The following is a 12,573-nucleotide window of genomic DNA, read 5'->3' as shown; positions in this document are numbered from 1 at the left end:
AGTAAGTGGATAGGTTGATAGCCCCTCACTCCCTTTTTTGATGCCAATAAATTAATTCAGCCTCCGGATGCCCCGTTCGTAAGGACTCAAACATTTCAGGGAGATCCTTCCGATCAGTAGAGAATAAGAATATATCCCCTCCCAACTGTCCGTATTCTGGCATCACCTTTTGCACAACCACATCATAACCTTCTAGTCTAATTTGACTCACTGTAATTTGGTCAATACCAAACGTGTATATTTTCATTTTGATAGTCTCCTATTCTACTCGAACAATCCAAAGCTTATATCCCTGTTCTAAATATTTTTTTAGTTGCTGTCCATCTGTCTTAGCCATCTTCAATTCCGGAGTAGAAACCTTGCCGGTTGAAGTAAAGCGATTATTATTATTTCCGTTTTCAGAATCCTGGACATCGTTATTATCATCCGTGCGAACGTAGTTAACGGTTACGTCTGTTAAGAACACATCATCATTGGACGGCAGCTCCTCCGTCCGGATTCCATCGGCCTTAACCGACTTAACCAAGTAGAGATTTACCTTATCCCTACTCCGGAGTGACCCGTTAATTGCATATATGGATTCCTTCGGAATCGGAAATATCCCTTCGTTCTTGTTAGGTTCTAAATCGTCTACATCTACCAGCGAATCGGTGAGGATAACACCATCTGTGATGTTAGCATTAAGAATTTTCTTCTCAACCAGGCGGATATCACGAACCGCATTTTTAGGGATGTCTTTTTTCTCTACTGAATCGAGATATACATCTCCCAAGGTCAACTCATGATTTTTGGGTAGGTATTCTCCGGAAGTTACCTTCACCTTTACAACCTTCTCAGAAAACACGTAGGGTTTAAGGTACAAATCGTATCCAAACAGTCCACCAAATCCGATTAGTAAAATTAGAAAAGCAATGATGTAGCGTAAACTCGCTTTCAAGCAAAAAACCTCCTAGTCAATTATTAAATTTAAAGAATGAGAACAATCTATTTTCCTTACGTATCTTTGGAAGAACTTCGTTTAATAGATTACTTAAGATAGAGTTCTCATCTTTTTCAAATGGATCAGGTGTAAAGGAATTATGGTGAAATTTTAGTTGCAAGGCCTTCCTTACTTTTGGTTCAAATCTGGAGCAAAAGTAATCGAATCGTTTAGCATCAGTGAAATTAATAAGAATATTTATTTGTTTACTCCATGAATGGCTGAGTAGCTTATCAATGGAGGGTATCAGGTAAGGAAAATCCCATACAGCTGGTCTTGTACAAAGTATTGCTAAATGAGATCTAAGAAACTCCTGAAAGAATTTTCCCTCACTTGGTTTTTCATATACATAGGTTATGATCTGCCCCAAATCAATAACGACATATTGGTATTGTGCTTGGATGATTTGTACATACTGATCTGAATCTACTTCTTTATAAAAATCAATCCCATTCACATGGAACCCTTTTTCTACTTTAGTTTGTCTTCCGTCTCCGTCACCTAGAAACTTGAATGAAGGGGGGCCCATATCAGGATCAAGCATTTCGACACAGGCTACATCATACCCGTCATTTCTAAGAAAATTTGATATTTGAATAGCATTGTGAGTTGATCCCGAACCCCTACATGTACCGGCAATCGCGATGATGACTGTTCCAACAATTCGTTCCGTGATAATAATGCGTTCCTTTACTTCGTCATGCTTGGGCAAACTAGGAAGTTTGGGTCTATTCAATTTACTCCTACTTTTTTGACTTCTTGGTGAGAAAAATTCGTCTTTTAGTATTGGACCTTCAATATTTTCCTCTAACGTCTCACTTTTGTTTTCCTTTTCTAGAGCCGAAGATGTATCGTCTGTAAATTCCATAAACTCATCAAGAGCTTCGTTTTTTAATTGTTCTTCGATCTCCCCATCATTCTCGATGATCTCAATATTGAACTCTTGCTGGTCCTGCAGTTCAACTTGAGTGAGCGAATCTGTTGTAACCAGATCTTTACTATGTAATTCTTGCGATGAGACTTCATTAACAATTTCTTTTTGTTCAGAGACCTCAATTCCCGTCTCATGATTCTGTTTATCCTCTACTGTTTGAATACTATGTACTACTGTGATACCAGATTGTAGCTCTTTTATTGAAAAGAATGCTTCTAGTCTCTTTTCAATTAAGCCAATATCAAGTTCGTGCCACTCAATCCAGATCATGCCCAATTCTTTGAGGGAGTGATAATCTTCAGACTCATCACCCTCAGAACTATGAATGAAGACAAATGGAACATTCGAATTCTTGGCAGTTATCTGCATGTATGCCTTTGTGAAGCTTTCAACAGATTGGATTGCTGAGTATAAAACAATAGCGATCTCTGCATCTGATGTTTCCCATTGCTGAATAAAAAAATCGTTATTGTCTATCACTCTGATGACTCGCGCATAATCTTTTAATTCTTCTTTGATCCAATCTGAGAATTCTTCTTCATCTGATACTAAAAAAACTCTCTTCAAACAGTTCACCCCACTCATTCATCAGCCAAGGTCGAAGTAGGTTTTTTGTCCATTCTGGAAAACAAAAAAACTCTTCGTAATCCCGTCCATGCTATTCCTTAATTCTTCATCAGTAATGAACCAAGTCTGGCCTCCTAGACCTTCCTGGTCTATAATTTTGTTTGCGATTTGTGCTTTTTCATCTGTAGACGTGAGTACGACTATAGTTGCCGCATTTCCTTCTAGTGCCAGGTATGATTTTATGAAGTTTGTTTGGAAACGGATCGTCTTCAGCCACTTTTCTTCTTCACGATAGCAGAATAAAAAAAAGGGAATCTGTTTGCCTGCAGGGTTAGATAAAATGAAGCGAGCAGTCGGAACGACTTGAACTTCTTTATTGACTAAGACAGGATGAAATTCAAAGTAATTAAGATTAAATGAACTACGCAGCTGAATATAAAACTCATTAGTAGCGATATATTTTTGCCTGAACAACATCGTAATTTCCTTTTGTTTGCGTGGATCTCTGCTCCCTAGGAAAACACCAAGTCGATATTTCAGAATATCAGCTCCGCTTGCACCTATCTCATACAAAGATGGCTTATTCTCTCTGATGTTTGTATGAGAGGACCATTTGATTTTTCTTAGGAGGCCATATTTCTGCAATTTGTTTACTCTATTTCGGATTGCTGTTCCTGCACTATCAACACCAGGGAAGAATAGATTAGTTAATTGGGATAATGTTAACCAACGGTGAACCGAAAGAAATCTGACTATTTCTATATCTCGATTTGTGATCCAGCCGTTTTCAATTTTTGTTTCGATATAAAAGTAATCATGTCGGGTTAACGGAGTAAATGAATCAATGAAAGCATATGGATCATCCCAAGTCGGTTTTGATTTAAGTACAGGATCATTCGCTTCATTTATAGGGGAAACATGTAGTTCCATTAACTTTCCTCCTAGTACAATACATGCGGGAAATGTACGATCGTGGATCGTATTTTTCTTTCTTCAGGATTAACACTTTTTATTTTGACTGAGACGATCATTCCAATTAGATCCTTATGGCTTGGAATTTTTGGTGGAAACCATGCAAGCGATTCAATCCCCGGTGCAAGCTTTATAAATATTCCGATCTTTTCATCTATCCCTGTTATTTCTCCCGATGCGTAGTCTCCGATCCTAAATATTTCTCTTGCTCGTAACCAAGGATCTTCCATTAATTCTTTTCTTGAGACAATTACTCGTTCTTTTTCTTTATTGATCTCTTTAATTTTTACTGTGATTTCAGATCCCAGAGGGACAAGATTCTTTGCTGAAGGAGTCCAGTCGTATTCATAATCCTTAATCGGAAGAATACAAGTGACTCCCTTTACCAATATATAAAGTCGCTCTTCTTCAAAACCTGAAACTGTGCCGGTGCAAACATGATCTACGTCAGCATTTTCCCAAAAGTCTTCTTGCAGCTCTTCCAAAGCCTGCACTCTGGATAAAAGTACTATTCCGCTTTCTTCGTTAAATACTTGAACAGTTTTTGGATCCATTCCACTTTTTGCAACATCCAATACCATGAAATCAATTTTGTGACCTAAGAAGCCAACAAGGGAACGATATTTCTGCTTATCAAATTGATCTTCATGGATTAATCCCTTGAGACCATTATTTAGAATCACAACAGCACATTGCATCTCTTTCCCAAAGGGAGCATGACTTTCTACTCTCTTTACAATTCCTTGATGGATAATTTTTCGGCGCAAAGACGTTTTATACTCATTCATCGGGTTGTTATAAAAATTCAGATCCATCTATCATCTCTCCCTTTTTTTCAAATACAAAGTATATGAGCCCATTTTTTCATGTTTAATGCCTGTAACAATTAGGTTTGAAACTTCGCTACAAACGATTTTAAATTTCTGTTCTTTAAATATTTGATCGATTAGTGATGAATCTAATTTTGTTTCCCAAGTATAAACGTAAGTTTTAACAGACGTTTCACGGAGGAAACTAATGTTAATTACAATTTCAATCTCCTGCTGTTTGTTTATTTTCGATTCATCATTGAGCGATTCCATTTCCCCTAATAATCGTCCAACTACCTTATTTTCAATTGACCATACTTTCAACAGCTCGGGCCTTCTCTTTCTCATGTAAGTCACTATTTCGAATAAGGGGACAGTTTTATTTATGTACAAATAATCGTTGTAAAACCTTTCCAAGTGCTCCACATTACAGGAAGGATGTGTAAGAACAAAGTCAAGTTCTTTGATTAAGCTATCATTTGACAATCGAGTGCTCCTTTCTAAAGGTATCATATATATTAACTAATTAATATACTAATATATATATTACAATAAGCAAGAAAAAAAAGAAGCCACTATTTTATACGTTTTAAGTGGCTTCTTCTTTTTAGTTCTTTATGTATAATCTTCTTAGCTTCAAGTAATTCAACCTGATAAACTGACGCACCATACCGATCAATTGTCTTTTCTATGATATATGTATTGCCCTCTAGTTCAATCAAAGTAAGCTCATCAATAATTTTCCCATTATAAATTTCAGAGATAACATATGCCAAAATTCCTTTTGACTCAAAATAACTCGCTTGAATTTCAAACTCCGGTGTCCCATATTTATCTATTATTCCCTTAGTAAGATATTTTATTGGTTCTCCTGAGATTGGATTTACTATAGTGACAATTTGTATGGATTCGCTATGATTAAAACAGATTTCAAGATATCCATTAACTCTCTTCTCCAACTTAAATATTTGGCCGTTATAGTTCCAAGTTTGTTGGATATTAAATTCGCCTTTGAAAATCAATTCGATAATACTCAAAAAAAGACTTTCATAACCATCAATGTACTGATAAAGCACGATATCTGAAATTCCATAATATTTCAATCCCTCAGTCTTCACACTGATGAATTCACCTGAATGATTAGTGGTTAATATAGGTTTTATTGAGGGGTCATAGAATGTATACAATGTAGTCACTCCTTTTATACATCATGCAATGATAATATAATCAATATATAATAATTATATATTGATTATTGTATTACATGCTTAGTGTTTATCAAAGTTTTTTATGTTAAGAAAATCTAACATTAGTATTCTTCCAACTATGTGCCAGCTGTTTAGTAGCACCACGCTTGAGAAGATAATATTCAACGACTAAATAAAGGTAAAAAATTCTAAACCACAGAAATTATTTTCTTTTATTTTCCTTAAGGTGTAAAATTACGAATGTATTATTTTTTTCACATAAGCATTTCTCAACAAATCGAAACAACAAACTGAAGGAGCTTTTTATTATTTATGGATATGACTATTGGTGAATATTTAGAAAAATTAAGGATATCCTGTGGTTATAGTCTCCGTTTAGCAGCTAAAAAAACTTCTCTTAGTCATGGATATATTCGAGACGTTGAACTGGGAGGTAGAGGTTCTTATGGAGCGAGTCTTATTCCAAAACCGAGCACTTTAAAAAATTTTGCGAATGGATATAACGCATCATTTGATGAACTCATGCGTTTAGCTGGACATATCGAGGGAGAACCAGAACAAGAATTTGAGTTTATTGAGATTGATTTTAACACCATCTTCTTTATTGAAATTGATATAAATAATCGTGTAATTTACCATATAGAAGACGATTTCTATGCAGAAAATAAAACTTTATTCGATTTCATTTTATTCGAAAATCTTATAGAAGCTCATGGATTTCTACGAATCGTTAACGGTTTGTATGTTAATTTATCGCTTATCAAATCATATGATTGTTTATCTGGACGACTTTATTTCAATGAGGATCTTGAAGGAAAGTTTGTACCTATTACTCATAAAAAAGCTATAAAATATAATAAAATTATCAATTATTATTTGCGAAAGAACAATTCTAGTCTTGAAACTTCAGCTGCTCAAGAGAAATCTTATATTCGTACAATCCGAAATATCATTTCTCTAAATAGTCCTAATTAACAACTTATTTAATCAATAGATTATTATACTTTTGTACTAATAAATGTGATATTATATTAGATATTATATTAGTGCGAAGATGAAAGGCGGTATCTTTTGTGTATAGCCCAAATAGTGACAATGAAATTGACTTCGACTTAAATTCTCCTCTTCAAGATTATTTAGAACATATGATTTCGAATCTTCCCAATGCCTCAAAACTTATCATGCAAACATTAGATAAAATGCAATCCTCAAACAAAAACAGCTTTAATAAAGAAGATTTATCTCTTCGTTCTCAAGTTCGTAGAGGTGATTTAAACAATGCACTTAATTGGATTGAGGCATTAGGATTAGTTGATTATTCTTCAAGTGGAAGGCAAAAACTTTATTCTCTTACGCCTTTAGGAGTAAAAGCATTTGAGAAATTTAACGATCTGTTTAATACGTTGAGAGACGAAGTAAGAGAGTAGTGAGGTGGAGAATTACTCCACTTCACTACTCTCTTTTTCATCTCTTTTCTGCTGGGAAAGTTCCTTGATTTTCTCAGCAACTTGAAGTGTTTTATCATCTACGGTCGCTTTTTTTAGTTTTGCAATTACTTTATCATTGTTGGTATAGGTATTAACCTCTGTTGCTTCACTCTCAACTTTACTATCCCAAATGTTACTACGTATTGTAATTTTGGGGCTCCCTTCTTCTTCCCCCTCTTCGCAAGTGGTTAGATCAGGTATTTGTTCGGGAGTTTGATCCAGAGTTTCTATTTCTTCACTCTTCTCCACGACGTGCTGCTTATTCATCCATTTAGCCTTAATTGATTCTAGCTTATCAAGGTGCGATTCTTTTTTCATTTCCTTCGTATTCTCGTCCCTTTTTCCTTCTAAACTTGAAAACAAAATTTTAGGTAGCGGTTTAACTAATCCTTTAACTGGATCCAGTCTTTTATTATTTTGCACACCTCTAAATAATACCTCACCAGCTTCTCCTGTCTCATTGTTATACCCTCTTAGATTTAATATCTCTGCAGGCAGAACTTTATACCTTTTTTCTTCTTTTAACTGAGTATTAAACCCTGTTGTCGACATCTCGTCAGTTCCGCTAGTTTGAGTCAGTCCATAAAACTCTCCTATTAGATCAGCATAATATTCTGCATCTTTGTTTTCTAAACCGGCTAGGATATATTTTTGAACTGCATTCTGCTTAACCATTGAGCTCAACCTTCTACTCACATCTTCAAGCTGCTCATTGCCCTGGTGAATTACTCGAACAAATAGTTCGAACTCTCGAGCCATTTCCATAAAGGTTGAGAACTCCTCATCTGCAAACATTTCTATCTCATCTACAGTTAATTGATGGGGACGAACTTTTCCTTTAATGTTTCTTCTAAAAGTACTAGCACGTAACAAATTTAGAAATAATCGACCCACTGTATAGGTTAAGGTCTGTAAGGATCCGTATGCTCCATTAAATAGAATTATTTCACCATTCTCCAGTGCATCGTCAATACTAAAAGTTGAATTTCCACATAACATTTTTCGAATTCTTTTATGGCTTGTAAGCATGTTCAGATAATCGTAAAGATTAGTGTTTGTTTGCTCAGTATATTCTCGCGACTTTCCAGAGTCCGCCATATTTCTTGTATATTCTAACAAATAACCAACCTGATCAATGACACCCTTTTCAGTCAATGTAGCTAACACTTCTGCACGATAGTCGTCCTCAAGTGGTTGGATTATCTTATTCACTTCTATATAGCCACATTCATTTCCATAAGCCAACTTCAATGCTTTAATACTAACTCTCAAGAGATTAGTTGTCTTATTTTTGAAAAAATCCTTAGCTGTAGGTCCTAAATATCCATGATATGCTGAAACATTGGCTTCAATCATTGGTTCAATATCTTCACCTTCGGGAACATAAAGCGGATTTAGACAGTCAGTGTCATCACAATCTGGATCAAGGCGATGGAATGGTCTACCTACACGTTTAAGAAAATTTGCAATATTATTGATTAACGAACCCTTTGGTTCAACGATTGTTGATCCTTGATACACATTCAATAAATCTTGAACGATCAAATTTGATGCAAATAATGTTTTACCGGCCCCGGTACCACCAAGAATTTGTTCATGCTGCGCTCTATCCCATCTCTGAAGTATCATAAGTTGACTTTGCTGATCTTTTGTTGGTTCAGTGTAAAATAGTTCAAGCTTACATTCTTCCGAATAATAAAGAAGATGTGAAAGACATCCTGGAGTATTTATATCAATTTGATCAATCTCAAAGATCTCTTCTCCTGAGTATTTATCTCTTCGCTTTACTAGATCGATAATCTTCTTTCCTTCCTTTGATTTCCTACCTTGAGCAGAGTTCTCTACTTCTGTTGTAAGCTTGTTAAAAATGGTTGATTTAATATTGAGGTAAAGTGTGTAGTACAAAGTTAATGAAATAACAGCAAGAGTTAGAATAAATACAATAAACATGCCCAAACCAAAATCAACATAGTTTAAAATTATCTGGCCAAAAGCGAGCATGCTTAATGTATTGAGAAATGTTTGAATCATAGGCTTAGAGTAAATATTCTTAAAAAATATTGGACTTGAGTAAATCACATGTCCGATTAGACATGGCAACAGTAAAGGGATTGCTCTTAGAAAAACTGGCTGTGACAATCCGTAAAATTGGTCCTGATACCTTCCAATTAGCCAAAAGAAAGCCAATAATAATGATAGAAGTATCGTTATAGCCTGCATATTCCAAATAACATTTTTATTTGTTCGATCCATTAAAAATCTTCTTATCTCAATGTATATATTTTTAATCAGAAACCCCATCATATGGCCTATAGCAGAAAAAATCCCCCCGATTAGCATTCCTATAAATTTCATCTCATACCTCCCTTTGTTTTCCAAAACATCTACCGTTACTATTTCACTATGATGGATGATTAATCTAATAAGGCACCGGTTACTGGCGTACCTGATTAACTTGTCTATAGACTATTTTGATGACATCATTCAAGTCATTAGAATATTATGCTTGAGACCACTAGATGGAATGTTTCCTATATAGCGGACAGAGAAACCGTGTACCTAAAAACTTTGGGTCCAACCATGCCGCCCAATTCAGCAAAGCAATTTTATTTAGTGTTTGATCAATAAGCACAATATTTTTCTTCACTCTTTTTTTCTTCCCTCCTCATAATCTGGTGTTAGGAATTACATATGTAATTATTTAATTTATTAATTAATATATTAATATAAACAAAAGAAAAGCACTATCTCAATAATGAGAAAGTGCTTAATTTATTTTGAGAACAATCTACTGAAGAATCCCTTTTGATTAGTTTTTTTCGAAATTGTCGCCATCCATAACCTAATTTCGAAGTTCAGATCTGGATTTTCAGATGATAAACGGTTAATTTGAGTCATTATACTTTCACGTTCTTTATCATTCTGAGCATTACCATAACTATCAATCAAATCACTAATTCTGATCTTAAGCTTTTTAATACTCAATTCTTTTTCATCTTGCCTAATTTTAATTATTCTCTCTTCAGCTGCAGATTTATACATCTGAATCATATGGAGCTGATCTGGAAAATCTCTAATAAGAGTATCAAAGTTATTTATTGTCTCCTCCTTTTCAAGAAGTGTTCCATTTCCACTACAAATGTAATCATACAGCTTTTTACTTTCATCAACACCTTTATTGTCTTTACTAGAAGATAATAGTTTTTCTGTAGTTTGTGTTACTCTCTTCTCAATTTCTTTGAAAAAATCATCGGATTCGATCATCTCTTGAAATTTTTCGAATTTTTTCATGGTATTTAGTATTTGAACAAGTTGATCCCCGCCAATCAGTTCTCCGCTATTCGAATGTGATGTGGTTTTCACTCCCAATTTAGCCCCGTTAAAGATTATCTCTCTTATATTCGGGACCGAATACTCTCCACCTTCTCCAGTTAACCCGATAACCATTTTGATTTTAAAAACTGATATATAGTTGTGTTTAAATACTTTGTTTGATTCTTCTCCAAAAACATCTGGCTTAATATAATCCACCAAATCTCTACGTCTATTATTTACTAAGTGCGTTGGAACTTCGCAAATCGCAGCTACTTGAGTAGTGTTGTATAGAGTTCTTGTATCCATCATCAAGATAGGATCTGTAAATAGTTTTTCAAGCCAGTTCCTTGTTTTATAAATCTCATATAAAATTGAGTCCCCATCAAAAACATCTATCAAGTGTTCTCTCATATCTTCTTTTCTTTTTGATTCCAATTCTTCTTTAGTTAGTACCTCTTCTACATCAAATTCACTCAAAGGTGAATCCCCCTTCCTCAAAAGAGTATTATAATCATTTTATACCAGATTCAACCTCAAATATAGAGTATATCATGTCAATTTAGAACGTATTCATACGCTTAAATAGATCTTAACTCGTATTTATCTCTTTTAAAAGAGTTTTGAATAACTCTAAATTAGCGAATCAATTTCGCAATTGGAATTATCTTTATTAACATTCCACCAATAGAATAATGTAACAAGATTTAGAAATGCACTTAATCCATATTAACACACCTTTACTTAAATCAAAACAGATTAATACATATTTATTTAAAAGCGAATAATTCGAAATCAATAACTAATTCAGGTTTTTTAGCATTTAAACTCAATCATTCATCAACATGACAATCATCAATCTACATAAATTTATTTGAATCGGAACTAATCCTCATCAATTCATATCAATATGAATTGCTATCATCCCAAATTATTAATCAATTTGGGATGATAGCTTAATGTTTGAACTAATTTCACTTGATTTATACATTAATATTTATTGTTTATATAATCATTATATTATTATTACGTTTATTTAATTTATTCATTATCTAATCATTATGTATTCATTGTATATTCAATATTCTATCTATATATATCCATTATGATTTTCTAAAAGTTCTTGTCGGATTAGGATAAAGCAATCTGCTTTTATTAAAAATACAATGCCAACGGGGTTCGCCGTTGGCATTGTTCTATTTGATTTGATGCAGTAATGCTTGCGAATGCAAACAGTTAACAAGGGGGGGCATATACTTAACTTTTCATGTATGCTTAGTGGGCGGAACGACGGTCCGCAACTCTGTAACGAGTGCTGACAGTTTAGTCCAAGAATAACGTCCGAAACAGAGAGCTTCTGTGCACACTAGCTTACGCGAACGATCAGTTACATTACCACAAATCGTATGTTTTTACGGAAGTCAGTAAGCGAAGAGGGAAAATCTTAGCAACATAATTAGTAGGCTCTTTTTACGTTATAAGGATGCATCATAAAGGATAAAAACCACTTTATCGACGGGAAACAGCAGAATTTGCGGTCAGGACAAGCGGGGGACCCCTTGTGCTTTCAAGCATCGCCGGCTGCCACACAGCGCCAAGATCGAGAGGAGGCGGCTCACACATCTGACCCTACCAGGCGTAACTGTTAAAAGAAAATAAAGTATTAGGCTGTAAAAGTAAAGTTTTAGTCTGGTAGACCGCTATAGAATTGAACAGACGGTACCGGCGGCGATGGGCGGGATGGCCAGCTGCTTCAGCTCCGGACGTAACCGGTGGCGCCGGACGGGAAGACCTGCTGCTGCAGCTCCACACGCCTGGTTACATCCAGGCAAAACCGGCCGCGCCGCCCGGGATGGCTTGCTGCTGCAGCTCCGCACGCCTCGTTGCATCCGGGCGAAACCGGCGGCGCCGAGCGAGATGACCAGCTGCTGCAACTCCGCCGCCTGGCTGCATCCGGGCGAAACCGGCGGCGCCGAGCAAAATGACCAGCTGCTGCAGCTCCGCACGCCTGGTTGCATCCGGGCGAAACCGGCGGCGCCGGTCGGGAGATCAATTGTTTCAGGACCTGTATACACAGTCAAATATATTATTTTTTGTTTATACTCTTTGCGTAATAAATCGTTGATCAGCCTAAAACTCATTTTTTTTCTGCTTTCGATTATCAAGCGCCAAAACCCCATTAAATCAATAAATTTTGTCTATGACTTTATTTTTTTCCATAGTCACCCACAGCTTATGCAACCGGCCATGACGGCCAGATTGAGTGGAGACGGCTCACACCCCTGAACTTTCCAGTAAACGGCCA

12 protein-coding genes are annotated in these 12,573 nt (G+C 35.6%); 3 read left to right on the top strand and 9 right to left on the bottom strand.

What is annotated here, in order from left to right; all coding sequences use genetic code 11:
• Positions 1-25: 25 nt before the first annotated feature.
• The 7 genes from JI735_RS33895 to JI735_RS33865 all read right to left on the bottom strand — a co-directional run bounded on the left by JI735_RS33895 (position 26) and on the right by JI735_RS33865 (position 5,379).
• On the bottom strand, positions 26-247 hold the full coding sequence (locus tag JI735_RS33895; RefSeq protein WP_202677768.1) for a hypothetical protein: 222 nt from the start codon (positions 245-247) through the stop codon (positions 26-28).
• Between the two features lie 12 nt (positions 248-259).
• Entirely contained in the window at positions 260-937 is a 678-nt protein-coding gene (locus tag JI735_RS33890) for a hypothetical protein (RefSeq protein WP_039835519.1), read from the bottom strand.
• A 16-nt stretch (positions 938-953) separates the two neighbouring features.
• Positions 954-2,480: a hypothetical protein gene (locus tag JI735_RS33885; protein ID WP_039835518.1), complete on the bottom strand. Its 1,527-nt coding sequence runs from the start codon at positions 2,478-2,480 to the stop codon at positions 954-956.
• A 21-nt stretch (positions 2,481-2,501) separates the two neighbouring features.
• Positions 2,502-3,410, bottom strand: a complete 909-nt coding sequence (locus JI735_RS33880) for a replication-relaxation family protein (protein WP_039835517.1) — start codon at positions 3,408-3,410, stop codon at positions 2,502-2,504.
• Positions 3,411-3,421: 11 nt separating this feature from the next.
• A complete protein-coding gene (locus JI735_RS33875; protein ID WP_039835516.1) occupies positions 3,422-4,267 on the bottom strand; it encodes a S1 RNA-binding domain-containing protein in 846 nt (281 codons plus the stop codon).
• Positions 4,268-4,270: 3 nt separating this feature from the next.
• Complete coding sequence (locus JI735_RS33870) at positions 4,271-4,747, bottom strand: hypothetical protein (RefSeq protein WP_039835515.1); 477 nt, start codon at positions 4,745-4,747, stop codon at positions 4,271-4,273.
• A gap of 89 nt (positions 4,748-4,836) precedes the next feature.
• Positions 4,837-5,379, bottom strand: a complete 543-nt coding sequence (locus JI735_RS33865; RefSeq protein ID WP_233476568.1) for a hypothetical protein — start codon at positions 5,377-5,379, stop codon at positions 4,837-4,839.
• 402 nt (positions 5,380-5,781) lie between these two features.
• Here JI735_RS33865 and JI735_RS33860 point away from each other — a divergent pair, with 402 nt between their 5' ends.
• Both JI735_RS33860 and JI735_RS33855 read left to right on the top strand, forming a co-directional pair.
• Positions 5,782-6,444: a helix-turn-helix domain-containing protein gene (locus JI735_RS33860; RefSeq protein ID WP_051051779.1), complete on the top strand. Its 663-nt coding sequence runs from the start codon at positions 5,782-5,784 to the stop codon at positions 6,442-6,444.
• A gap of 98 nt (positions 6,445-6,542) precedes the next feature.
• Positions 6,543-6,896, top strand: a complete 354-nt coding sequence (locus JI735_RS33855) for a hypothetical protein (protein WP_039835513.1) — start codon at positions 6,543-6,545, stop codon at positions 6,894-6,896.
• A gap of 12 nt (positions 6,897-6,908) precedes the next feature.
• Here JI735_RS33855 and JI735_RS33850 read toward each other — a convergent pair whose 3' ends face one another.
• Both JI735_RS33850 and JI735_RS33845 read right to left on the bottom strand, forming a co-directional pair.
• Positions 6,909-9,311, bottom strand: coding sequence for a type IV secretory system conjugative DNA transfer family protein (locus JI735_RS33850; protein WP_039835512.1), 2,403 nt, complete (start codon positions 9,309-9,311; stop codon positions 6,909-6,911).
• 417 nt (positions 9,312-9,728) lie between these two features.
• Complete coding sequence (locus JI735_RS33845) at positions 9,729-10,748, bottom strand: hypothetical protein (RefSeq protein ID WP_039835511.1); 1,020 nt, start codon at positions 10,746-10,748, stop codon at positions 9,729-9,731.
• A gap of 1,377 nt (positions 10,749-12,125) precedes the next feature.
• On the opposite strand from JI735_RS33845, the gene JI735_RS33840 reads away from it, so the two are divergent.
• On the top strand, positions 12,126-12,554 hold the full coding sequence (locus JI735_RS33840) for a hypothetical protein (RefSeq protein ID WP_202677767.1): 429 nt from the start codon (positions 12,126-12,128) through the stop codon (positions 12,552-12,554).
• Positions 12,555-12,573: the final 19 nt, after the last annotated feature.

Origin of the sequence: Paenibacillus sonchi, from assembly GCF_016772475.1 — a bacterium.
GTDB lineage: Bacteria > Bacillota > Bacilli > Paenibacillales > Paenibacillaceae > Paenibacillus_AQ > Paenibacillus_AQ sonchi.
Note: the sequence above shows the minus strand (reverse complement) of the source record. Positions and strands in the feature narration are given on the sequence as shown.